19 protein-coding genes, 1 riboswitch and 2 other annotated features are annotated in these 24262 nt (G+C 39.7%); of the genes, 12 read left to right on the forward strand and 7 right to left on the reverse strand.

The annotated features are described in order from the left end of the window. Window positions 1–50: 50 nt before the first annotated feature. Window positions 51–2087: a Na+/H+ antiporter gene (locus FAY30_RS03690; protein WP_149868612.1), complete on the reverse strand. Its 2037-nt coding sequence runs from the start codon at window positions 2085–2087 to the stop codon at window positions 51–53. Between the two features lie 253 nt (window positions 2088–2340). Here FAY30_RS03690 and FAY30_RS03695 point away from each other — a divergent pair, with 253 nt between their 5' ends. Next, window positions 2341–2802, forward strand: coding sequence for a DinB family protein (locus FAY30_RS03695; RefSeq protein ID WP_149872579.1), 462 nt, complete (start codon window positions 2341–2343; stop codon window positions 2800–2802). Between the two features lie 156 nt (window positions 2803–2958). Here FAY30_RS03695 and FAY30_RS03700 read toward each other — a convergent pair whose 3' ends face one another. Further along, window positions 2959–3888 carry an SDR family oxidoreductase gene (locus FAY30_RS03700; protein WP_149868613.1) on the reverse strand — a complete coding sequence of 310 codons (930 nt, stop codon included), beginning with the start codon at window positions 3886–3888 and terminating at the stop codon, window positions 2959–2961. Window positions 3889–4048: 160 nt separating this feature from the next. Here FAY30_RS03700 and FAY30_RS27070 point away from each other — a divergent pair, with 160 nt between their 5' ends. Both FAY30_RS27070 and FAY30_RS03705 read left to right on the forward strand, forming a co-directional pair. Beyond that, window positions 4049–4222: a hypothetical protein gene (locus tag FAY30_RS27070; RefSeq protein WP_190284804.1), complete on the forward strand. Its 174-nt coding sequence runs from the start codon at window positions 4049–4051 to the stop codon at window positions 4220–4222. A 68-nt stretch (window positions 4223–4290) separates the two neighbouring features. Beyond that, window positions 4291–4513 (forward strand) — a binding site (T-box leader). Between the two features lie 59 nt (window positions 4514–4572). Continuing rightward, window positions 4573–5913, forward strand: a complete 1341-nt coding sequence (locus FAY30_RS03705) for a sodium-dependent transporter (protein WP_149872580.1) — start codon at window positions 4573–4575, stop codon at window positions 5911–5913. Between the two features lie 97 nt (window positions 5914–6010). Here the strand turns inward: FAY30_RS03705 and FAY30_RS03710 are convergent, their stop codons facing one another. After that, on the reverse strand, window positions 6011–6802 hold the full coding sequence (locus FAY30_RS03710; protein ID WP_149868614.1) for a GNAT family N-acetyltransferase: 792 nt from the start codon (window positions 6800–6802) through the stop codon (window positions 6011–6013). A 230-nt stretch (window positions 6803–7032) separates the two neighbouring features. Here FAY30_RS03710 and FAY30_RS03715 point away from each other — a divergent pair, with 230 nt between their 5' ends. The 4 genes from FAY30_RS03715 to FAY30_RS03730 all read left to right on the forward strand — a co-directional run bounded on the left by FAY30_RS03715 (window position 7033) and on the right by FAY30_RS03730 (window position 9831). Then, the gene (locus FAY30_RS03715; RefSeq protein WP_149868615.1) at window positions 7033–7767 is read left to right on the forward strand and encodes an SDR family NAD(P)-dependent oxidoreductase; all 735 of its coding nucleotides are present in this window, start codon (window positions 7033–7035) and stop codon (window positions 7765–7767) included. A gap of 96 nt (window positions 7768–7863) precedes the next feature. Further along, on the forward strand, window positions 7864–8274 hold the full coding sequence (locus FAY30_RS03720; protein ID WP_149868616.1) for a MarR family winged helix-turn-helix transcriptional regulator: 411 nt from the start codon (window positions 7864–7866) through the stop codon (window positions 8272–8274). Window positions 8275–8457: 183 nt separating this feature from the next. After that, window positions 8458–9327, forward strand: coding sequence for a cation diffusion facilitator family transporter (locus FAY30_RS03725; protein ID WP_149868617.1), 870 nt, complete (start codon window positions 8458–8460; stop codon window positions 9325–9327). A gap of 114 nt (window positions 9328–9441) precedes the next feature. Further along, window positions 9442–9831 (forward strand): hypothetical protein, encoded by a 390-nt coding sequence (locus FAY30_RS03730; protein WP_149868618.1) that lies wholly within the window; start codon window positions 9442–9444, stop codon window positions 9829–9831. Between the two features lie 42 nt (window positions 9832–9873). Here FAY30_RS03730 and FAY30_RS03735 read toward each other — a convergent pair whose 3' ends face one another. Together FAY30_RS03735 and nhaC are read right to left on the reverse strand one after the other, a co-directional pair. Then, window positions 9874–10740, reverse strand: coding sequence for an MBL fold metallo-hydrolase (locus tag FAY30_RS03735; protein WP_149868619.1), 867 nt, complete (start codon window positions 10738–10740; stop codon window positions 9874–9876). Next, window positions 10737–12158 (reverse strand): Na+/H+ antiporter NhaC, encoded by a 1422-nt coding sequence (gene nhaC / locus FAY30_RS03740; RefSeq protein WP_149868620.1) that lies wholly within the window; start codon window positions 12156–12158, stop codon window positions 10737–10739. Before nhaC ends, FAY30_RS03735 begins: the two co-directional genes overlap by 4 nt. A gap of 53 nt (window positions 12159–12211) precedes the next feature. After that, window positions 12212–12405: a binding site (T-box leader), on the reverse strand. Window positions 12406–12580: 175 nt separating this feature from the next. After that, window positions 12581–12678, forward strand: a riboswitch (SAM riboswitch). A gap of 161 nt (window positions 12679–12839) precedes the next feature. Between nhaC and FAY30_RS03745 the strand changes: the two genes are divergently transcribed. The 5 genes from FAY30_RS03745 to FAY30_RS03765 all read left to right on the forward strand — a co-directional run bounded on the left by FAY30_RS03745 (window position 12840) and on the right by FAY30_RS03765 (window position 21425). Then, entirely contained in the window at window positions 12840–13604 is a 765-nt protein-coding gene (locus FAY30_RS03745; protein WP_149868621.1) for an SDR family NAD(P)-dependent oxidoreductase, read from the forward strand. 132 nt (window positions 13605–13736) lie between these two features. Continuing rightward, window positions 13737–15086: a Na+/H+ antiporter NhaC family protein gene (locus FAY30_RS03750; RefSeq protein ID WP_149868622.1), complete on the forward strand. Its 1350-nt coding sequence runs from the start codon at window positions 13737–13739 to the stop codon at window positions 15084–15086. Window positions 15087–15150: 64 nt separating this feature from the next. Beyond that, entirely contained in the window at window positions 15151–15621 is a 471-nt protein-coding gene (locus FAY30_RS03755; RefSeq protein WP_149868623.1) for an S-ribosylhomocysteine lyase, read from the forward strand. 375 nt (window positions 15622–15996) lie between these two features. Beyond that, window positions 15997–20673 (forward strand): beta-N-acetylglucosaminidase domain-containing protein, encoded by a 4677-nt coding sequence (locus FAY30_RS03760; RefSeq protein ID WP_149868624.1) that lies wholly within the window; start codon window positions 15997–15999, stop codon window positions 20671–20673. A 113-nt stretch (window positions 20674–20786) separates the two neighbouring features. Continuing rightward, window positions 20787–21425: a hypothetical protein gene (locus tag FAY30_RS03765; protein ID WP_149868625.1), complete on the forward strand. Its 639-nt coding sequence runs from the start codon at window positions 20787–20789 to the stop codon at window positions 21423–21425. A 119-nt stretch (window positions 21426–21544) separates the two neighbouring features. Here the strand turns inward: FAY30_RS03765 and FAY30_RS03770 are convergent, their stop codons facing one another. Continuing rightward, window positions 21545–22483 (reverse strand): SDR family NAD(P)-dependent oxidoreductase, encoded by a 939-nt coding sequence (locus tag FAY30_RS03770; RefSeq protein WP_149868626.1) that lies wholly within the window; start codon window positions 22481–22483, stop codon window positions 21545–21547. Between the two features lie 293 nt (window positions 22484–22776). Next, window positions 22777–24192 carry a glycoside hydrolase family 18 protein gene (locus FAY30_RS03775; RefSeq protein ID WP_149868627.1) on the reverse strand — a complete coding sequence of 472 codons (1416 nt, stop codon included), beginning with the start codon at window positions 24190–24192 and terminating at the stop codon, window positions 22777–22779. Window positions 24193–24262: the final 70 nt, after the last annotated feature.

The following is a 24262-nucleotide window of genomic DNA, read 5'->3' on the forward strand; positions in this document are numbered from 1 at the left end:
TGTACCCAAAAAGCCGATTCTTCGACAAAGAAGAATCGGACAAAAATCATTCAATGTGCATGGACGCTCTTTTCTTCCATCCAATACGCTTCCCTGATATTAATCTGTTTACGAATTTTTCGGATGACATCAATTGTGACTTCACCCTCTTCGTACAGGTTCTGAATTTCATCCCGTTCTGCTTGAAAAGCTTTCGCACGCAGCTCTCTTTGGATTTCGATATACTGACTAGAATCGGAGCCTTTTTTCGCAAGCTTAAATTTCATTATCATTTCATTGTATTCGCCCATAATGACCAGATAAAGATGTTCATTTTCAAGTGTCATATGTTCCTTTAAAAAATGGATAGCAGCCCTGGCCATATTGACTTTAAGCTTTATGAGCTTTTTCGCCTTTTCATGGCGATTGTTAAGCCTTTCTTGATTTTTCGGCACAAATGACTGAACAAGCTTATGTACACCTCTTTTTATTAACGACCAAAAGAACAATCTCCTATATTGCATCCGGTTTGTTACGGCTAGCCTCATCCGGTGAAGATGCTCTTCGGTTAAATAAATGGTTTCCCGGTCTACCTTTTCCGCTTTTTTCAATTTTTCAACGTATTCGGCTTCCGCATCAAGTGCCTTCATGCGGATTTCCGTTTCAGCTAACTTCAATTGCTCCGTGTTTTCATTCCCTGCATTGATCAGGCGATTACGGATTTGATTATATGTCGTAATAACGGACACCGCCGCCTCATGATTGTCATCATTCATTAATTCTCGGATGGAACGGATGGCCGCATCAATGGTTTGGAACAAAGCAGATCGTTCCATTTCCTTTCTTAGTTCTTCCGTGTTTTCTTTTTCCGTCCTTGCAAGAATTGGCAAGAAGATGCTCGCGGCAACCAGCGTAACCAAAATAACACCGGCTGCAATAAAAATAATCAACGCGCGGTCAGGAAACGGGCTTCCATCCGCTAGTACATACGGAATTGTAAAGGCACCGGCCAGGGTAACAGCCCCTCTGACACCGGAAATCGTAATGATGCCAACGTCTTTTATCGAAAGATTTGTCAGCTGTTTAGTAAGCGGCAATCCCAAGAGCCAAGCACCGCAAATCCATAAGAAGCGAAGTAGCAATAATGCAGCCGTAATGATGAGAATATACTTGCTTACTTCCCAATTATTAAACAACGGATTTTTAAAAATCTCATTCATTACACTTGGGATTTGCAACCCTAACAGGACAAAGACCAATCCGTTTAAAATGTAAATTAGGACAGTCCATGTACTTTGGGACACCACTTGCAGCTGCATTGCAGGCGATTGATCACGATCCCGGTAAATCGTATGGACGATCCCAGCTGCGACTACTGATAGAATGCCTGAAAGGTGAAAATGCTCAATAATGTAAAAAATCACAAAAGGTGTGAGGAGCTGGATGAGCATGTGAATCATAACGTCCTCCATACCCAGCCGGCGAATAAACATTTTCAAGCGAATAATAAGGACGGCGAGGACCGCACCTCCGGCTAAGCCGCCAATGGCAATGACAAGGAAGCTCCAGCTTGCCTCTGCAAACGAAAAGACCCCGGTCACAGTTGCGGCGACCGCAAATTTAAACGCCACTAAACCGGAGGCATCGTTCATCAGACCTTCCCCTTCAAGCAAGTGCATAATTGGTTTCGGAATCTTCACCCTGCTTGAGATGGCACCTACTGCGACAACATCTGTTGGAGAAAGAATGGCTGCTAACGCAAATGCAGCCGGCAAAGGGATTGTCGGTATAAGCCAATAGATCAAGTATCCGATGGCAAATACGGTGACAAACACAAGTCCAAGTGCAAGTAATAAAATCGGTTTTCGCAATTTCCATAATGCCTGCCGTGAAACATGTTTGCCATCATGAAATAGTAATGGAGCAATAAATAGAACAAAAAACAGCTCAGGCTCCATAGGAATATGAATGCCTATTGGGAGTGATGCAAGCAACACACCCAATGTAATTTGAATGAGCGGTACAGGTATGTAAGGTAAAAAGTGATTGATGAAGCTAGACATCCCGATAATGACGAGAAGTAATAATACAAGTAAAAAAAACTCCATGGCGTGTCTCCTCTCATATGTATATTGTGTATTCACTGTATTTTTTTACACCCTATTAAGAGTACTTTCCTTTATTATAATATCAAAAGTTTTGCCTGAATTCGTGGAAGGGATTTTTCATGGGAGAAAAGAATACATATGATAGATTGATTTTATTAAAACAGGGGTGGAAAGTTTGACTGCAGAAAATCAAACACTATATGTAATTGATCAAAAGGATGATCTGGGTTTGGAATTTAGCAAGCTAGTGTCGATGATGAATTATGTGCGGGTGACGACGGTAGAGGCAGTAAAGGATTTAACGGTCGAGGAGTTAGATTTTTTATATGATGAGGATGCCAATTCGGTTGGCATGCTGCTAGCCCATATGGCAGCTGTCGAAAAAGCATATCAGATCGAAACGTTCGAAAATCGGGATTTTACGGAGGAAGAACTTGAGCGGTTAGCCCCTGGATTAGAATTAGGCAGCGCTGGTCGGAAACAGTTTAAAGGAAATTCAATCGATTTTTATCTTCGGGAGTTATCGGCAGTCAGGAACACGACCATTGAGAAATTCAAATCACTCCCCGATGAGTGGTTATTTGAACAAACGCCGTTCTGGTGGAATCGACCAGCAAACAATTACTTCAAATGGTTTCACGTGTTTGAGGATGAGCTAAGCCATAGAGGCCAAATCCGAATTATCAAGAAGATGATGAATAGGACGAAAAAGTGAGCTTTCGAATAGAAAGCCCGTGTGCCTTTGGAAGTAGAAGCGAGTACGTATAAAACCAATTAATCAAAAATGAAAAGAGCCGCTATCACCATCCAATTTGTTAGTAGCGGCTTAATAATTTTATAAAATTGGCCGTGTCGCTTTCTCAGACCGTTATTAAGATGTCATCACTTGCCCTCCGTTCACATGAAGTGTTTGTCCGGTTACAAAACGGGGATCATCGGAGGCCAGATAAACAAAGGTTGGAGCGACTTCAAATGGCTGACCTTGACGTTTCATTGGATTGTCTGCCAATGCTACCTGATCGCTAGAGAAGCTTGCAGGAATTAAAGGAGTCCAAATACGGCCTGGTGCAATGGCATTTACTCTGATCCCTTTGTCAATCAAGTTGTGTGCTAATGCGCGGGTGAAGCTAACGTTTGCTCCTTTTGTTGCCGAGTAATCCATCAATTGGTTATTTCCATAATAGGCCACAACGGATGCCGTATTAATGATGGAGCTGCCTGCTTTTAAGTGGGGAAGGGCTGCGCGAGTTGTGTAAAAATGTGAATATATGTTAATTTTAAATGTCTCATCGAACTGTTCATCCGTAATGTCAAGCAGGCTTAATTGCTGGAACTGGATGCCGACATGGTTGCAAAGCACATCAAGCTTGCCAAGGGTTTGAACAGTTTTTTCGACGATATCAACACATTGTTGTTTCTTCCTTAGGTCACCAGGTAATAATAAACAGCGCTGTCCGAGTTCTTCGATTCTTGTCTTTGTTCGATTGGCGTCCTCGTGTTCATCCAAATAGGCAATGGCCACATCGGCCCCTTCTTTCGCAAAGGCAATCGCCGCAGCCGCGCCCATTCCACTATCACCGCCAGTAATGAGCGCAACTTTTCCGGATAATTTTCCGCTTCCTTTATAATTTGGGTTCTCAATAATCGGCCGTGGCACCATTAATTTTTCAACACCGGGCTGCCTGAGCTGCCGCTGCTCCGGAACTGTAATCGGAATGTCTTCATAACGAGTGACCTTTCCGTAATGGGGGTACATTGGATAAACTTGATTAGCCGGCTTCTCGTGCTGATCGTGTGCCATGAATATCCTCCTAGAAAAAACATTTTCCTGTTACATTATGTTATCTGGGCGGATCGGGTGCTTGTTGGAGTGGAAAAAAGTATGGCTGGTACGGGCTCAATGAGGTTCAATGTGGAATATTGTGAAGGGTAGAAGGGAATGCGTCAAGGAGGTTACCACTTTGCATTACTATCAATTCAGTCGAGAAGTCATGCTTTTGTTAGAGGATCATTCGGATGAAAAAGTAGAGCTAGTATACAATAATAATCCTTATGTTTTTAAAATGCCTAAAATAGGGCCGAGACCGCCTTATTACTATAATCCAAGGTATGAGCAGTATTATCCTGTGATCTAGAATGAATCCCAAAATTTTAGTATACATTTAAACGTTTTTAGGTTATTCTAATAATTACAAAATTATATTAGTATACGATGATAGGTTTTAAGTAGTCTTTTTATCCCTGTTTTAGAGAGCTAGTGGCCGGTGAGAACTAGTACCAAATAGAAAGATGAATTTCGTTCTTGGAGTATCTTTTTCGACCTTTGGAAGGAAAAGACGGGTTGTCCACGTTATCGACATCAAAGCTGGAGAATTGAATAATTGTATTCTCAATTAGGGTGGTACCGCGATATAGTCGTCCCTACGTATACACGTAGGACGGCTTTTTTTGTTTTTTATAAGTTTAAATGAAAAGAGGGTTTGTTTTGAAAAATGCGGAACAGTGGTCATCGAAAATTGGTTTTATTTTAGCTGCAGGCGGGTCTGCCATTGGGCTTGGAGCTATTTGGAAGTTTCCCTACATTGCTGGAGTAAGTGGGGGAGGGGCATTCTTTTTTATCTTTATTCTATTTACCTTATTTTTGGGTCTGCCATTGCTTATTGCTGAATTTGTGATAGGGCGCAAAACACAGAAAAACGCCATTGAAGCTTATAAGGAACTAGCTCCCGATGGGAAATGGCATTGGATAGGCTACTTAGGAATTGTCACCTGTTTTATTTTACTCTCATTTTATAGTGTAATTGGCGGCTGGATTATCAGTTACATATGGAAGGCTGTTTCAGGCCAGCTGAATGGATTGGATCAGGCAGGGTATGCACAGTTGTTCGGTGAGACCATTTCTGACCCTGCTATTAGCGTTGGGGTACAATTGATCTTCATGCTTTTCACTATCGTAGTTGTAGCAAAAGGGGTTCAAAAAGGGATTGAAAAAGCTAGTCAAATCATGATGCCGGTTTTATTTATTCTTTTTATCATTCTTATCGTTCGATCTTTGTCACTTGAGGGGGCAATGGAAGGTGTTACTTTCTTATTTAAGCCGGATTTTCATAAAGTAACGGCGGAAACGATTCTCTTTGCTTTAGGACAATCCTTTTTCGCCTTAAGTGTCGGTGTTTCGGTAATGGTGACGTATAGCTCCTATTTATCAAAGGAAGAAAGTTTAGTTCGCTCCGCCTTTTCGATTGTAGGTTTAAATATATTTATTATTATTTTGTCGGGTCTTGCGATTTTTCCTGCGGTGTTTTCATTTGGGTTAAAGCCTGACGCCGGTCCCGTATTATTATTTAATGTGCTGCCAAATGTATTTAATCAAATGGCCTTTGGCATGGTCTTTTTTGTCGCCTTCTTAGTTTTATTCTTATTTGCAGCTCTTACATCGGCCTTTTCGATGCTGGAAATCATTGTTTCCGTGATTGCGAAAGGAGATGTCAAAAAGAGAGTGAAATGGTCCTGGATCATCGGAATTGCGATTTTTCTTTTTGGCACCCCATCCGCGCTATCCTATGGTGTCTTAAGTGATGTTCTGGTGTTTGGCAAGACGATTTTTGATGCCGCGGATTATTTAGTAAGCAATGTCTTAATGCCGATTGGCGCATTATTAATCTCAATATTCGTGCCGTTGAAAATAAAAAAATCAGCACTCTACGAAGAACTAGCATTAGGAGGAGGACTGCCACTAGGATTATTCCGTGTCTGGTTTGTTCTCATACGCTATGTAGCCCCTATCGCGATATTATTTGTTTGCTACCATGTCATTAGGGGATAAGGTGTCAGGCACCAATACCAATACGGAGGTAGTAGAAATGGTGCCTGACACCCTTTCTACTGCCGATGTATTAGTAAGGGTGTCAGGCACCATTTTTTTATCCGCGGTACATTGTCCATTTTCCAATATCTTTGAAGCCAAGTTTCTTGTAAATACGGCCGGCTTCTGGATTGTCGTAAAAAAGACAAAGTTTTTTCCCTTCGTCTAAAATATCCTGAAATAATCTTTGCATAATAGCAGTTGCAATGCCCTGACGTCGGTATTCCTTACGGGTGCAAACACCGACAATCATGGCCGACAGGGAATTTTCGGCAGTTGTGGAAACACAGGAAGTGATGACATTATTATCTTCCGTATAATAGGTTCTAGATGTATTTGATTCCATCGCTTGCACTAATATCTCCCGCGCATCACTACTAATATGAAATTCTTCAATTGATCCGCGAAGCTCAATAATTTGATCTACATCCTTAATTGTCGCCTTATTAATTGCGATGGACTGATTCTCGGTACTAAGGTATTCATTCGTAAGGCATTCCGCAAAGAAGGTTACTTGCTTCTTACCAAGGTGTAGGTCATCAAAAACTTCGAATTGTTCTACGATGTCAGACTTCCCAGATAATAGAATCGGCTGATTGTACTGTTTCATAATCGTAACAAAGCCCTCGGTATCGAATTCTCCCTTAGCATATGGAATAAAAGATTGATGAAACCTTAGAATTACAGCTTTAATCATATTCTCTTCATCAAACTCTGCCCAAATCTCCTGGAATTCCGAAGAATATCCGAAGACCTCTAGATCCCCAATAATAAATAGATTAATAGAAGGTTCCTCACTTAAAAAAGTGATAACCTGCTGGTGATCTTGCTCTGTCAGCTTTCTAATCACGTCACATTCCTCCTCGTTTTTTATTAGAATATACACACAATTTTAAAACATCAAGTCTTTTTTGAGGAGTGCAACAAATGGGAAAATTTCCACTGCGGCTGCTATTCTTGACATGTTCAAGGATAGGTATTATTATTTGTTTAGACGTCTAAATACTTTTTGCATAGTGTAAATAGAACAAATTCAGAAATTCTTCATTTAAATAGAAACGAATAGAGGAGCTGATTGTAATGGGAAGATTATTAAATAAAGTGGCGATTGTTACCGGCGGTGCGTCTGGAATCGGAGAAAACATGGTAGACCTTTTTAGTAAAGAAGGCGCTATTGTGATAGCAGCTGATATTAATGAAGCTGCACTTGAAAGAGCCAGTCAGAAGGAAAATGTCTATGGAATGAAATTGAATGTGGCTTCCGAAGAGGATTGGGAGCAAATGTTAAAGGAAATTAAAGACCGTTTTGGAAGAATTGATATTCTCGTTAACAATGCCGGCATTTCTTCTGAAAAACCAGTTGAAGAGATCCATATTGATGATTGGCAAAAAATGTTGACAATCAATGGATTCGGACCATTTCTTGGGATGAAGCATGTCGTTCCATATATGAAAGAACAACAAAAGGGCTCGATTGTAAATATCTCCTCTTATACGGCACAAATCGGGATGGGCTTTAACCATTATTCAGCATCCAAAGGGGCAGTTCGTGCGATTTCTAAAGCAGCGGCAACGCAATATGGCCGTTTCGGTATCCGCGTCAATACGCTATTCCCGGGAACGATTGAAACCCCAATGACGAAAAATCTAGAGTCTTCGAAAGAAATTATGAAACATTTAGTTGCGATGACACCGTTACAACGACTTGGCAAACCAGAGGATGTTGCGAATGCTGCCCTTTTCTTAGCAAGTGATGAATCCTCCTATATCGCTGGCGCTGAATTGGTTATTGATGGCGGCTATTCCGCTCAATAATTCAAACTGCAGCCCCTTTTTTAAAGGTCCCTTTTCAAAAAAGGGGCCTTTCCTATATAGTTAGAAGAGTAAAATTTTTTTGAAAGCAGGGATATCGTGGAAAATCCATCTATCTTTGAACTCATCCATATGATGGATAAGGTAAACAATCGCTTGATTATCGAGTGGAATAAAATGTTCAATGAAAATATTGGCATCTCGCATATATTAGTTTTGTCGCATTTGAAGAATCATGGGAAAAGCAGGCCATCAGATATTGCGAAAGCACTCGGCCTAGCCCCGCCCTCGATTACACATCTCAGTGAAAAATTAATTCAAAAAGAGCTCGCTGTGCGCGTGACAGATGAAGGAGATAAAAGAATTCTTTATTTAGAGATCAGAGATGAAGGGCTCCGCATCTTAACGAAAGCACAAGAAGAAGGGAAAATGCTGCGGAAGCAGCTGTTTGAAAAATTAACAGCCGAAGAACAACAACAGCTCTTAGGAATCTATTCAAAACTAATTTAGAATAAAAACCGCTTTTCTTTAAGGCTGTCTAGTATACATTGGTATTAATTTCCAATAATCTTTCCGCCATGAAACATTATTATCTCTAGTCTACTTTTATAAAACGATGCAATAAGGTTGCTCTAGACCCACCCATATTTGGATTGCTATCATATGGATGTACTTTGGTGGGAGGCTTTAAGGATGGAGACAGAAAAATATCAAAATCTTAAATTAGGTGAACGCGGAGCAATCATTAGCATAATTGCTTACATATGTTTATCGATCTTAAAACTGGCAATTGGATATATCAGTAACTCCGCTGCTTTGAAAGCAGATGGTCTTAACAATACAACCGACATCATTGCTTCATTAGCTGTATTTATCGGATTGAAGCTTTCACAAAGACCGCCAGACGCCGATCATGGGTATGGTCATTGGAAAAGTGAAACGATTGCTTCGCTGGTGGCTTCTTTTATCATGTTAGCCGTTGGTATAGAAGTGTTGACCGAAGCTTTGACTTCCATGTTTCAGGGAGGAAAAGAGACTCCAGATATGATCGCTGCTTATGTAGGGCTTTTTTCAGCAATTGTCATGTATGTTGTTTACCGATACAATAAAAAGTTGGCAGCAAAAATTAATAGTAAATCCGTGATGGCTGCGGCTAAAGATAATATTTCTGATGCGTGGGTCAGTATTGGAACAGCAGCTGGTATATTTGGCTCTCAATTACATATGCCCTGGATGGACACCGTAACGGCCATGATTGTAGGGCTCTTAATCTGTAAAACAGCTGTAGATATTTTTAAGGAAGCGTCTCATGATCTATCCGACGGATTTGATGAAAATAAGATTCAGCTTTACCAAGAGGTTATTACCAAGGTCGACGGAGTGGAAGGAATAAAAGAAATTAAGGGGAGAAACTATGGAAACAATGAAGTCATCGATGTAGTTATCCTGGTTCATTCTACTTTAGATATTCGCGAAGCTCATGACATTGCTACACATGTTGAAAAAGTGATGATCAAGGATTACGGAGTCTACGATGTTCATGTCCATGTGGAACCAAACTAGGTTGACAAAAAAGGCACACCCATAGGATTATCGGAAAAAACCACTCACGTTTAAACGAAACCAAATGGGTTTTTATTCGTATAACTAGGACAATGATAGTAAGGAGAGTGTGTAATGTTCCTAGCACAACTTCACCAGGAGGAGAGAGAAGCGTTTCTTGAACTGGCTGCTCTGATCGCCAATGTTGATGGAAACTTATCTGTATTTGAAAATTCTATTCTTACCAAATATAAAAAGGAAATGGACCTTGAAGATTATAAAATAACAGGTTTGGCGATGGAGGATATTCTCAAGAATTTCAAAACAGAACGATCGAAAAATATCGTCTTAACTGAACTCTTTCAATTAATTTATTCAGATGGAGTTTTTACTGAAAAAGAAAGCGAAAAAGTCCAGCTGATCAAGGCACACTTCGGATTTGATTCAAGCGAATTTGCAAGTTTCAAGGATTGGATTATAAAAATTAAGGAATTATCGGTTCCAGAGGAACGAAGTCAAAATTAGCAAAACAATCAGCGGGTGCAGCCCGCCGATTGTTTTTTTCGATTATAACCTAAATTCCATTTCTTCCTCTGCAATATGAAATCCTTTTGCTTTAATCTCTTGACGAATGGACTGCTCCGAATCAATCGCCGGATTGGAATGATTTAAATGGGTGAAATATATCTCGGTTTTTTCCGCTAAATCATGCAGCTGTTCCATTGTTTCGACCATGAGCGGGTGAGGGATTTCGCGATAATCTCGGCCAATATGCTCAAGGTCTTTCGCTGAATGGAAGGTCCCATCAAGCAAACAGATGTCCGCTTCCTCACATACGGCATGAATGTCGTGTTTCCATTCGTGCCAGCGATCAATATCCGGAACATAGAGGACCTTTTTATTCGGACCCTTAATCCAAAAAGCAAATGTTTCGGAAAATTCATTTCGATGCGGCACATCAACAGGTGTAACCGTGACAAGGGGAGAAACCTGAATGTCCTGCCCGTCCTGGATTTCTTGAACGGTGATATTCCCCAGCTTGGTTAATTGGCTCCATGGAGCTTGTTCTTCTAATAAATGTTTCATTTTTGTGCCCGCCAGCACCGGTATTCCGCTAGCACCGATGGCTTCCCGGCCTAAAAATAGTAAGCCGGGGTAATGACCCAAATGGGCATGTGTTAAAAAGATGCCATCCATTAGCTTCCCTTGCAGGTTGTACTTCATTTGCAGCCTAGCCAATTGTTCTTTCAAATCAGGTGTTGCATCAATCAAATGCCACTTCTCTGCGTCTGGCTCGATAATTGCCAATGACGCGGCGAGGCGCCTAAACTGCGGATTGCTAATGGCCTGTGTACAATTTTTACAAAAACAATTTGGGTGGGGCAGGCCGGCATCTTGAGCCGTTCCTAATACACTTAAAATGACCTCACTCATATTGCAACACTTCCTTTGTCATCCTTATTATTGGTTTCATGACTATAGTTCTTTTTTGTAATCGTCCAGCCGGTAAAACCGAATAATATATTCATGAGCGGGACAAGGAAGGCAAAGAAAGCAAATGGAATAAATTCACCAGGGCTGACACCGAGGATTCCTGCAGCAAATACGGCAGGTACGCCCCACGGGACGAGGTTAATTCCAACGGTACCAGCTGCTTCCACACATCGAGAAAGGTTTTTCGTATCAATACCCATCTCCTTATAGTTTTTCACAAACGTTCTTGCAGGTAAAATTATCGCTAAAAATTGCGCCCCGCTGGCAAATGCTACAACAAAGGTAGAAAGGATAGTGGAGCTGATTAAGGTTCCAGCCGAATGAACTTTGGACATCATCTTTTTCGTTAACACTTCGAAGGAGCCAGTCTCCTCTAGAATGCCCCCAAGAGCAGTTGCAAGGATTAACAATCCAATCGTCCCGAGCATGGACATAAGTCCGCCGCGATTTAACAGGGAATCTAACGCTTTAACGCCAGACTCTACGTGGAATCCGTTTGTCATGACTTGAATAATGGAAGTTACGGCTGCTCCCTGGACAAAAATGGCTAGTAAGCCGCCTAAAATACTGACTCCCATTAAGGCAGGGATGGCCGGTGTGCGTTTAATCATTAAAATAATCGTTAATACAGGCATCAATAATAATAACGGATGGATGACGAAAACATCGTCTAAACCTGTTTTCATCGTATCGATCACATTCGTATCGGCGCCGCCATTCGTTGCAGTGGTCTGGCTGACGAACCAATATAAAATAATTGAAATAACAAATGCCGGGATCGTATCCCAAAGCATGTGCTTCACATGGCTGAATAAATCGGTTTCGGCCATCGCTGGTGCAATGTTGGTAGTGTCAGATAGTGGTGACAATTTATCCCCAAAATAGGCTCCAGAAATCACCGCTCCTGCAACAAGCCCCGGAGAAAAGCCAAGTCCTTCACCGATCGCCATAAAAGCAAGTCCAATGGTCGCAATCGAAGTAAACGAGCTTCCTAATGTGATAGAGATAATGCCGGTTACGAGTGCCGCAATCGGCACAAACAGGGATGGTTCAATAATAGAAAGTCCATAGTAAATCATGGTCGGGATCACCCCGCTCGCAATCCATGTTCCGACAATGATTCCGATAATCAGTAAGATAAAAACGGCGGGTAAGGCACGCGCCACGCCCTTCACCATCATCTCTTGGACTTCAACCCAGCTCCAGCCGGCAGCAATGGAAACAACTGCGGCGGCAATAACACCGATCATTAACGGAATATGCATTCCCGCTTTCCAAATAAAAATCGATAAGGCAGCAGCGCCAATCAATGCAATGATAGGGATAAGCGACATCCCAATTGAAAGTTCCTTTTTCATTTACACCTTCTCCTTTAATTATATTTTTGAAATAAAAAAAGCCCCCATCCCAAAAAAGGGACGGAGACTCTCCGCGGTACCACCCTAGTTAGCAGATTCATATTCTGCTCGCTTGATTAGATAACGGCCGAAACCGGAAATCAGCTCCCTATCTGTAATTCACCATACCCTTTGCCTGTTTTGCAGCCACCAACAGGTTTCTGATTTCAAAATGGTATCAGCTACTTTAATAGTTCAACGCTTTTATGCTTTTATGCAGTTAAGTGATTATAGGAATATATTATTCGAAACGGGGATTATAAGTCAATCTATTTTTATTAGAGGTTCGTTATAACAACTATTCTAAATATTTCACAAACAAACCTTGACATTGGCAAATTATAGCTGTAGAGTAAGAATAGTTTTTAAACTTAATAGTTAATTTCTTATCCAGAGAGGTGGAGGGACTGGCCCTTTGATACCTCAGCAGCAGACATTTGTACTGTGCTAATTCCAGAAGCGTACGGCTTGAAGATAAGAAGAGCAATTAGCCCTGTGATGCCAAAACCTCTTCTTATTAGTAGAAGAGGTTTTTTATCGTTGATCATTAAGCGGCAATTAGGATCAGTTGTATTTTTTACTGCAACAATTAATCCAACTAAGTTTATGAGATTACTAAATGATTAAGGAGGAGTTACAACGATGTATTGTATGGATTTATCAGGAAAAGTAGCCATTGTAACCGGAGGGGCGCAGGGAATTGGCAAAGCGATTGTGGAGGGACTTTTAGAATGCGAGGCGAAAGTAGCTGTCATTGACAGGGAAGTTAGTTCTGAACACTCGAATGATCGGATATTGTATCTTCAGACAGATGTTTCAAAAAGCGAACAAGTCGATGAAATGGTTCTTAAGGTGATTGAGTACTTTGGCCGATTAGATATTTTGGTTAACAATGCCGGCATTTCCTCAATGGATTACGCCGTTGACATTAAAGAAACTGATTGGGATCGCGTAATGGACGTGAATGCCAAAGGGGTCTACCTATGCAGTCAAGCAGTGGCACGTTTTTTAAAAAAACAAGGACAAGGCGGGAAAATCATTAATATTTCTTCTCAAGCAGGGAAAAATGGCTATCGCCTGATGGGAAGTTATGTTGCCTCCAAACATGCTGTTCTAGGGTTTACTAAAGTAATGGCAATCGAATTAGCGAAAGATCAAATCAATGTCAATGCTGTTTGTCCCGGGATTGTTGAGACGGATATGAAAAGAAATGAAAGAGTCATTGGCGGTGAATTAAGAGGAGTAGATGCAGATGCCATTAAAGAGGAGGATTTTTCCCAGGTTCCACTGGGCAGAACCGCAACCCCGCAAGATATTGCCAATGTGGTCGTCTTTTTAGCATCCAAATACTCAGATTATATGACAGGTCAAGGCATCAACGTAACGGGCGGCATGACGATGAGCTGATACATATTTTTAAGCGAGTGCAGCGATTATCGATTCGCTGATAAAACGTCTAAATTCGCCGATAAAATTAAATATTCGCCGATAAATCACATAAATTCGCTGATATAACTACTAAAAGGGGTGGAGGAATACATGTCTACTAAAAAAGAGAAGCAAGGAAGTCTCCTTGCCCTATTACCATTGTTGATTTTTGTACTGCTTTTTATTGGCACAGGAATCATCACAAAGGATTTTTCCAAAATGCCATTGAGTGTGGCGATTATTATTGCGGGAGCCATCGCTCTAATGATGAACAGAAAGGAAAGTCTGACTAAAAAGATTGATATTTTTTGTAAAGGTGCCGGGCACCCCAATATTATACTAATGTGTATCATCTTTATTTTAGCAGGTGCATTCGCTGGAGTGGCAAAAGGAATGGGAGCAGTTGAATCCACGGTTAATCTTGGATTGTCACTATTACCAGAGAATTTGCTAATGGTCGGGCTTTTCATTATTGGCTGTTTCATTTCAACCTCCATGGGAACATCAATGGGAACCGTTGTTGCATTGGCGCCCATTGGGATTGGGATTGCTGAACAAACGGGCATTCCGATGGCATTAGCCATGGCGACTGTGATTGGCGGTGCGATGTTTGGCGATAACCTCTCGATGATTTCGGATACGACCATCGCAGCTGTGAGAACGCAGAATACGAATATGAAAGATAAATTTAAAACTAACTTTTTCATTGTGTTGCCAGGGGCGATTCTAACCGCAATTATTCTTGGCGTCATCACTGCAGGCAATCAGGCAAGCGTTGGCGGCGAACACCCATATGAAATGATTAAAGTTCTTCCATATCTCGCTGTTTTAGTGACAGCACTATTGGGAGTAAATGTTTTAATCGTGTTAATAGGTGGAACGATATTTGCCGGAATTATTGGAATCGCATACGGGTCATACAGCTTTACTGAATTTTTACAGGCCGTGGCACAAGGTGTGATTAGTATGGAAGACTTAGCGATCGTTGCTTTAATGATCGGCGGGGTTGTTGAAATTATCAAACACAATGGGGGAATTGAGTACCTCCTGCATTTTATTTCTAGCAGAATTAAATCGAAAAAAGGAGCCGAGTTTGGCATTGCAGGATTGGTAAGTGCAGCCGACATTGCAACTGCGAATAATACGATTTCCATTGTCATGGCAGGACCGTTAGCGAAAGAAATTGCAGATGAATATGAGATTGATCCGCGAAAATCGGCAAGTTTGCTCGATATTTTTTCTAGCTGCTGGCAAGGGATTGTTCCTTATGGCGGTCAATTCCTTGTTGCTGCGGGATTAGCTTCGATTTCACCTGTCAGCATTATGCCTTATTCCTTTTATCCAGTCTTGCTAGGGATTTGCGGTGTGATTGCCATCCTTATCGGTTATCCAAAATATCGCAAGCCAATGAATGCAGCTGAGCCAAATAACGTGTCTTCCTTAGAAAAAAAGACTTCTTGAGTATATTTTTCAAGATGGGGTTGAAACCAAATTTAATAATGTAAAAGTATAGGAGTGTTATCATATGGTAAAGCAATTGAACGTGGAAAGTTTTAATTTAGATCATACAAAAGTAAAAGCACCGTTTGTACGCTTAGCAGGGGTTAAAAATGGACAAAACGGGGATGTCATTCACAAATATGACCTTCGTTTTAAGCAGCCAAACAAAGAGCATATGGAAATGCCGGCAGTTCATTCGCTTGAACACTTAATGGCTGAAAATATTCGTAATTATTCTGCTCATGTGGTAGATGTAAGTCCAATGGGCTGCCAAACAGGTTTTTACTTAACGGTCATTAATCATGATAACTATGATGAAATTTTGGATGTGCTAGAAAAAACATTAAATGATGTACTGGCAGCTGAAGAAGTTCCTGCTTGCAATGAAGTGCAATGCGGGTGGGCGGCAAGCCATAGCCTTGAAGGGGCAAAAGAGCTGGCAAGGGAAATGCTTGCGAAGCGGAATGACTGGAACGAGGTTTTTGGAGAAGAATAAAGGAAAGGAAAATAGAAGGCGTCAAGCCTTCTATTTTTTCTAGGCGCAACACCTATTGTATTCAGGATTTATATGTCCTTTAAAAAACTGAAAAATGTGAAAGTTAATTGACTTACTATTGTAAACGTTTTATAATCTGGTTATATATTGGGTTTCATGCGACTGGTTCATACTGGGCATGGAAAGCAAAGCTTAGGAATTCTCGGAGAATTTCTTGGTTTTGTTTTCCGTGCCCTTTTGCTTTTCATAAAGCTTCTAATCCTTAAAAAAATAAACTTCTCATTTTTAGGGGGTGATAAAACTTCATATTGCACAGGTTTTAGGTTGGTATTAGTGGTCAAGAACTATATTCATTAAAGAAAGTAGGGGGAGTTTTTGAAAAAAGGTTTTTTGTTAAATCTAACTATCATTTTTGCTGTATTATTTAGTGGCATAAGTGGATTTATAGCACCAGTTCAAGCTGCTTCAGAAACAGTGAAATATCAAATTTATCCCAATCCTCACGAAATTCACTATCAAGGTGGACAATTTGATATAAGTAATACGATTAATATTGTATTTGAATCAAATATTGATTCTTATACTAAAAAAAGAGTAGAAGAAATAGTTGCGAGTAAAAATATAAAATTTACAGTATCGAATGAAATCGTTGCAGATAAAACGAATTTTTTAGTTGGTGTCTATCAGTCAAAAGAATATGTAGATCAGTATTTCGAAACACACCAATTAAATGATGCAGCAATTTTTGAAAAGCTAGATGCGAATATTGTTTCTGTCGATAATAATGTTATTGCTGTACTGGGAAAAGATGTCGATTCTGCTTTTTATGGTGTAACAACTGTAAAACATATTTTCAAACAGATGAAAGATCGTACCATTCAAGCATTAACCATTAAAGATTATGCGGATGTTAAAGGCAGAGGGTTCATTGAAGGGTATTATGGAGAACCATGGTCAAATGAAGATCGCGCCGAATTAATGACCTTTGGCGGAGAATTCAAAATGAATTCTTATATCTATGCTCCTAAAGATGATCCAAAACATAATGGCAAATGGAGAGAATTATATACAACAGAAGAACTTGAGAAAATTAGCAAACTGGCTGAAGCGGGTAATGCTAGTAAAACTAGATTCGTATATACACTTCATCCATTTATGAATAATGCTATTCGTTTTAATACCGAAGAAAATTATCAAGCAGACTTAAATGTGATTAAAGCGAAGTTTACCCAATTACTTGATGCAGGAGTTCGGAAATTTGGTATTCTGGCTGATGATGCAGGAGTTCCTCCACAAGGGGCACAAACCTATGTGAGATTGATGAACGACTTGACCAATTGGTTAGTTGAGCAACAAACAAAGTATCCTGGTTTGGTAACAGATATGATTTTCTGTCCAAATGATTATATGGGAAATGGCAGTAGTGCACAAATCCAATCGTTAAAACAATTACCGAAGTCTGTTAGTATTATTCAAACAGGTGGTAAGGTTTGGGGAGAGGTTTCAAATAACTTTACTCAGACATTTACGAATAATGCTGGAAGAGGACCATACTTATGGATCAACTGGCCTTGTACGGATAACTCTAAAAAACACTTAATCATGGGTGGAAATGAAACATTCCTACAGCCTAATGTTAATCCTGCAAATATAGAAGGTATTGTGTTAAATCCAATGCAACAATCAGAAGCAAGTAAATCAGCTATTTTTGCTAATGCCGATTATGCTTGGAATATTTGGGATAATGTTGATCAAGCAAAGAAAAACTGGAATGACTCATTTGCTTACATGGATCACCTAAACATTAATGAAACTCCTGCTTCCAATGCTCTAAGAGAGTTGTCCAAGCATATGATCAATCAAAATATGGATACCCGTGTAGCTAAATTAGAAGAATCAGTGGAATTGGCTCCAAAGTTAAATGAGTTTAAAGCCGCCTTAGGTAAAGGAAAAATTACGGATAAAGCACAAGCGTTAATTGCAGAATTCGAAGTTATTCGTGAAGCTGCGGAAACTTATAAAGCTAACCCTGGTAATGAAAGAACAAGAGATCAGATTATTTATTGGTTAGATAGTGCTGTGGATACGGCGAATGCAGCAATTTTCTTGTTAAATGCTGAAATTGCTCATGAACAAGGCAATGCGTCTGCTGTATGGGAAAACTACAGTCAAGGTCAAGCTTCTTTCGATGCTTCAAAGAATCATCCTTTCCGATATATTGACCATTATGAATATGCTGAAGTAGGCGTACAGCATATCGTTCCATTTATCAAAACAATACTAAATGATGTATCGATTAAGGTTCAATCGATTGTAAATCCTGATAGCAATTCAGCTAGAATTATTACTAATCGGACAGATACTCCTACTGGTAGCTTGGAGAATCTGTTAGATAACAAATTGGGTACCGAAGTGATCTTTAAAAATCCTAACTCCATTTCAATAGGTACGTATATTGGAGTAATTTACGAAAAACCTCTTACTCTTAATACAGTGCGCTTTGAATTAGGACAAGCTGGCAATGCCAATGATACCTTTACAGAAAGTAAGGCTCAATACACTGTTGATGGAGAAAATTGGATTGATATCGAAGATGCTCTATATGGTCATGTCAGTAAAGTAGTGTTAGAGAATTTAAATCTAAAAGCAAGAGGTATTCGTTTAATCGCAACGAAGGATCGTGCAAATACATGGTTGGGTATTAAAGATATCGTTGTTAACGAGACCGCAGTAGAAAATGAAACACCACAATATCAGTTGATGGTTCCTGCACACTTTAAAGTGTATCAAGGAAGCGCAGAAAATTTATTTGATGGGAATGACAATACTCATATCTGGTATAACCCTTCAGGAACGATTAAAGATACGTCTGTTGCTGGAGATTATATTGGGGTAGATTTACAAAAGGTCACTGATATAGGTAGGGTTTACTTTGCTGTAGGTAGGGATACTGGTGACAAGTGGACAGAGTATCAGTTAGAATATTCAAATGATAATGTGAATTATACATTAGTCAAGAAATATACAGGTAAGGCTTCAGGCATGGATAAGGTTGAGGAAGACTTAACAGGTATTAAAGCAAGATATGTCCGTCTGAAAAACCTTAAAAATGTCAACGTTTGGATCAAGTTTAGTGAAATTCGTGTTGATGTAGCAAAAACGTCTACCGAATATACGTATACAAATAACGACAATTATAAAAATATTGCAGCCCAGCATACATTAGAAAATACAAGTTTAGCTGAGACGACAAATATTACACTGAAACCAAAAGAATACGTGGGTGTAAAATTAGAGCGCATCAAAGAACTAGATAGTGTAACGGTAAATACAACAAGTGATAAATTAACCTTACAGGCCTCTGTGAATAAGGTAGAATGGAAAACTCCTAATGAGGGAACCATTGCCCGCTATGTAAGATTACTTAACAACACGGATGAGAATATCACATTCGACCTGAATAAATTTAGCGTTTCATCTAAGGAAATCTATGGCCCAAGTTTTGTCGGTACAGATATGGGGATTTCTTCTTCCTATGGCAGTACTGATTCAAGAAATGCGGGCACACTGCTAGCTCCTTTTGATAAAAAGTTTGACACGAAAGCTATTTTTACGGATTATCAGAGAAAAGGACAGTCGATCACTTATTCAGTTGGTGAGCCTAGAATTTTTAATAGCTTACGTGTTTATAACGAAGAAAATAACATTAACTATATCCGAGACGCCAAAGTCCAATTGTCGATAGACAATGAAAATTGGACAGATGTTATTACTTTAGGCGATGGTGTGGACAATCTTGCAGGTGGTAAAGCTGATTACGCAGATATGATTGCAGATGGCTACACACATGATTCTGCTAACCCGGGAAACTATTATTATGGTAATGATAATATAGGCGGCATTAAGGCTAAATATATTAGAATTCTCTTTACAGCAAACTATTTAACAAGATTTGCTCATATTAATGAATTCGTCATTAATGGCGGCGAATATGTTAAAACGGAGAACAATCCAACCTATATTGCAGATCCAATTGAGGAAGAAGGGTTTAGTCCTAAACGTTTATTAGACGGTGATTTGACAACAGCATTTAGACCAAATATGACTGGTAAAACAAATGGGTCATTAACGTACCGTCTTTCTGAAAAAACAGATGTAGCATTGATTACAATTGTGCAAGGTGCAAATGCCATTTCAAAAGCTGCAGTAAGCGCCAGGGTTGGTAAAGATGAATGGGTTGAGCTAGGGGTCCTGAATAAAAGTTTAAATACATTCTATAATCCAACCTATGATCATATTTTTGAAATTAAATTAACCTGGGGAAATGTTCAACCAGTTATTTATGAGTTGAATACTTCAACTAATAAAGATTTGTTACCTAATCGTTCCGTTTTAAAAGGATTATTATCAGAAGAGCTGGATGAATCTCTGTTTACAAAGGAGTCCTATAGTATCTATAAAACAGCTTATGAAAAGGCAAAGGAAGTGTACAACAACACCCAAGCTACTCAATCTGAATTAGATACTGCAAGTAAGGATCTCAGTGCTGCTAAAACTAAACTTATCCTTTCAATCGATCTTGGAAATGAACATTCTGCAAAAATATCATTAACAAAAGAACAAGCACAGCTTTCGAAGGATAATGGAATTCCTTTAAATGTTATGAATGATGAGGTCAATCTATTAATCCCATCTTCCATTGTCTCTGAGGAAAGTTTTGAGTTGATCATAGACCGTTTGAAAGATATAAACAAAGCGAAAAGCCCAACTTACGACTTTACAATTTTAATTGACGGTAAGGAAATCCAGCAATTTGATGAATCAATTATGTTAACATTTACTCTTGATAACAGAAAAGTAAAAGATACAAAAAATTTGAAAGTATTTTATTTTAATGAGCAAGTAAAAGCATGGGAACTGATTCCTGGCGCTGTTTACAGTGATCGAAAGGTTTCAGTGGAAACCAACCAATTTAGCACTCTCACTGTATTAGAAGCTGCCGGGGATAAAGCAGAACCAGGTACCCAAGTACCTAAAAAGAAAAAGGATTAGTTGCATAAACCTATATAATTAAACTATTCCTGTTACCATGTGAGAAGCAGTGTGATTTCATCTAATAAGTTGTACAATAGGAAAGATAGGAATACTACTTCTAGGAGAGACGAATGGATACGAAAGAACAATCATTATTGAACTATTATTATAGTAAGTTGGTGGATCATAGGTTTGATGAGAAGGATATCTATCCGTTTTTACAATTAATCCGTAATCGGAGCAAAGAGATTCGTTGTATTAATGAGGTTACAGATTTTATTGTGCAGCGTGAACAGTATACAGGATTTATCACAGACTACCTATTTGAGACGAGAAAAAAGTTTGAGAACCTCGGAAAGACGAAAACAGCTCTAAGAATAGAAGATGTTTTTTCCTTCAAGGAATTGAAAAGCGGCATCAACAAAGCATTAGAGGAATGGCAGTTAGCAGGGCTGACAAATGAGCAGCTGAATGATTTTGTCACCTGCCTAATTTCCATTCTGCAGCAAATTCCCATCATGGATGAGGAGAGGGAAGTCGGGAAGCTCTTTTTTGCCATCTCTAATAAACAAATTATCTTGATGGCAGAAATAGAAGTTTATCAAAATATGTTTAAGAAGACCAATGCTGTCTTTCCTGTTCTAACTGCTAATAATAGTTATCTAGATTTGAAAAAGCAGGACCGATATGATACGCCTTATCTATTTGCAGACAAGGTGATTGAAATCATAAGTCACGAAGGGAAGCTGGAGATAGTCATTCCGGCATAAACGTGCATTCAATAAGCGTTTTTTTCTAGATTACGAGGTCGGTGTTACCATTCTTTCCGCCGACCTCACAATCTATACTACTTCAGACATTTCCTCTGCTTTGCAATGAAAAATGCAAACTACTCTTCGGTGAGCGTGGTGCTCAAGCTCCATATTTGTTCAATATTTTGAGGATTTGTGGCGTAGCTGGGATAGCTGCTTGAACCGAATATATTCTTTAATTGGGTAAAACCCTTTTCGGTTGTTGATGGTTGAACAATTTCTCTCTTATGATTGATCAGTTGACCGGTAACATTCTTAAATTCATCTGAGGTGCAAATGTGAAAATAGGTATCGGCCATACCTGATGGCAAAGGATTAGTGAGATTTTGTGCCCATGCAAACACCTTCCAAAAGGAATGCATTTTTTTAATCGTCTTTTTTGATAATTTTACGCGGTTAATTTGAAGGGCATTGACTTTAATCCCCATGCTTTTAAATTCTTCTGCCATTTTGAAGGTTAACATCAATAGCGCTATTTTGGAGTCTCCATACATCTTATACGTGCTATAAGGCCGCGTGCCGCGCATTTCTCCTTGCAAATTATCAAACTCGATTTTTCTTTTAGGGTCGAAGAAATTTTTGATGTTTGTTGTACAAGCATTGAGCACTCTTGGATCTTGTGATTTTGCCAGGTGATCAGCCAATAAACGAGTCATCAAAAAAGGACCGAATGTATTCGTGGCGAAAGATAATTCGATATGCTCGGGGCTAAGTTTGTACTCCTTTTCACCATGGTTTAAGTAGGCGGCATTATTGATCAGAATGTCCAAGCACGGATATTTTGCATTAAAAGCTGCGCAAAATGTACGAATTGAAGCAAAAGAAGAAACATCAAGCTCCATAAGATCTACATTGATATTTTTTGTCGTTTCAATGATTTCTTGTTGTACGGCTTCACTAATCCTCATATTGCGGCAAGCCATGATCACACGATATCCTTCGGTCGCAAATTTTAATGCTGCTGCTTTCCCAATTCCCGAATTTGCCCCTGTTATGATAACGATTTTGTCTTTCATCTCGAACCTCCTGTTTTTTACCCATATATATAGTCTTTTTTGAACTTGACTTAGACGCCAGTTTGTCCTCTTTACGATGGAAATACTTTGGAATATATCCATTATTATACATTAATGTTTTAATTAAATGTTCAGTCTCCCATGGACGATCTGCTTTAACATATGAAACGAAGTTCAGGATTAGAAGGCTTTACAGTTGAAGAGATCGCGGACGTTTTGCTGAAAATGAAGGTATTTCAAATTTAAAAAACACACTCTCAAACCAGATGTGAGATCGAGTGTGTTTCTAACTTTTACCGTGCTGATTTTTTTATCGTAAAATTGTCATTCAACAAAGCCCAGTTTTGCGGATAGGGATAACCTAGTGCCCAGTAACTGACACCACGGAGATTATATTGTTTGACCATGTCGAACTTAGCTTGAGCACTCCTGGCATCTTCAAACCATACTTCATGTCCCCGGCCTTGTTCATCTACATAGCGGAAAAATGGTGACTGCGCTGTTGTATCATATTGAATGGAAGCCCCGTATTTAACGGCTCTCCTTATTGCTTCTTGAGGGCTAAATGTCTCAGCTTCTTGGCCCTTAACATGCGGAAGCAGCCAATCGCGGGCATAAATTTGGAAGCCTAAAAAGATCTTTTCTGCCGGCATCACCGAGAGGGCATACTCCACCACTTTTCGCATTTGGTTAATAGGGGAGATGGCTTGCGGAGGTCCCAGCCGGTATCCCCATTCATACGTCATCAGTACGACAAAATCGGCAATTCTTCCGTGTGCCTCATAATCGTGCGCTTCATACAACAGACCGGCTTGGGTTGCACTCGCCTTTGGTGCAAGTGCAGTTGATACTAAATATCCTTTAGGATGGAGACGGTCAACAGCCAATTGCAGGAATAGATTATAATTCTCGCGATCAGCCGGTAATACATTTTCGAAATCAATGTTTAACGCTTTATAGCCTTTGGCATCCATCACTTGAATCGCGTTCGTTATGACCTTTTCTCTTAAACTTGGATTAGACAACACAATATGTGCTAAGTTTGACCCAGCTTGTGTGGAAGTAAAGTTGGTGATCGATAGCATGGGGACAATATTTTTCGAAATGGCTGCATCCACCATCACTTTATCATTCATCGGTTGCAGCGAACCATCTTCCATAATCATATAGGCAAATGGGCTAAAATAAGTAAGGAGCTGACCAATTTCATTCAGAGTTTCGACAGTTGCTTCGTTCGATTGATACGTATAAGCATTTACCTCGATCGTTGGTTTCGCTCGTGGAATAACTAAGCGCATTCCAGGGTAAATCAAGTTTGGATTTTCAATTTGATTTTCACGTATAAGGGCCTGAACAGTAGTACCATACCGTCTCGCGATTTGCGCTAATGTTTCCCCGGACTGGACAACATGTGTTATGGGTGGAATAAATAACTTGGTGCCTGGATATAAAACATTCGGGTTTGTAAGTTGGTTCGCCTGGACAATCGACTGAATCGTCATGCCATATTGCTGAGCAATAGACCATAAAGTATCCCCATATTTAACGGTGTGTGAGGTCCCTGGTTTAGGAATAACCAGGGACTGTCCAACCAATAATTTATTTGGGTCGGGCAGCCCATTTAATTGAGCAATGGAATTCATATTCACAGCATACCGGTTCGCAATCTGCCAAAGTGTCTCACCAGCACTCACCACATGAATAATCATTAAAACACCCCCTAGGCAGTTTCATTACTGCATCATATTCAGGAGGCTAGGGGACGGTTCCGATAGGATT

This window comes from Bacillus sp. S3 (assembly GCF_005154805.1).
Lineage (GTDB): Bacteria > Bacillota > Bacilli > Bacillales > Cytobacillaceae > Neobacillus.

Bases quoted from the DNA above. Each gene is read 5' to 3' on its own strand.
- FAY30_RS03700 (WP_149868613.1), bottom strand. From the start codon at position 3,888: ATGGCACACGATCAGCACGAGAAGCCGGCTAATCAAGTTTATCCAATG.
- FAY30_RS03755 (WP_149868623.1), top strand. From the start codon at position 15,151: ATGGTAAAGCAATTGAACGTGGAAAGTTTTAATTTAGATCATACAAAA.
- FAY30_RS03750 (WP_149868622.1), top strand. From the start codon at position 13,737: ATGTCTACTAAAAAAGAGAAGCAAGGAAGTCTCCTTGCCCTATTACCA.
- FAY30_RS03725 (WP_149868617.1), top strand. From the start codon at position 8,458: ATGGAGACAGAAAAATATCAAAATCTTAAATTAGGTGAACGCGGAGCA.
- FAY30_RS03695 (WP_149872579.1), top strand. From the start codon at position 2,341: ATGATGAATTATGTGCGGGTGACGACGGTAGAGGCAGTAAAGGATTTA.
- FAY30_RS03730 (WP_149868618.1), top strand. From the start codon at position 9,442: ATGTTCCTAGCACAACTTCACCAGGAGGAGAGAGAAGCGTTTCTTGAA.
- FAY30_RS03765 (WP_149868625.1), top strand. From the start codon at position 20,787: ATGGATACGAAAGAACAATCATTATTGAACTATTATTATAGTAAGTTG.
- FAY30_RS03690 (WP_149868612.1), bottom strand. From the start codon at position 2,087: ATGGAGTTTTTTTTACTTGTATTATTACTTCTCGTCATTATCGGGATG.
- nhaC (WP_149868620.1), bottom strand. From the start codon at position 12,158: ATGAAAAAGGAACTTTCAATTGGGATGTCGCTTATCCCTATCATTGCA.
- FAY30_RS03735 (WP_149868619.1), bottom strand. From the start codon at position 10,740: ATGAGTGAGGTCATTTTAAGTGTATTAGGAACGGCTCAAGATGCCGGC.
- FAY30_RS03745 (WP_149868621.1), top strand. From the start codon at position 12,840: ATGTATTGTATGGATTTATCAGGAAAAGTAGCCATTGTAACCGGAGGG.
- FAY30_RS03715 (WP_149868615.1), top strand. From the start codon at position 7,033: ATGGGAAGATTATTAAATAAAGTGGCGATTGTTACCGGCGGTGCGTCT.
- FAY30_RS03770 (WP_149868626.1), bottom strand. From the start codon at position 22,483: ATGAAAGACAAAATCGTTATCATAACAGGGGCAAATTCGGGAATTGGG.
- FAY30_RS03775 (WP_149868627.1), bottom strand. From the start codon at position 24,192: ATGATTATTCATGTGGTGAGTGCTGGTGAGACACTTTGGCAGATTGCG.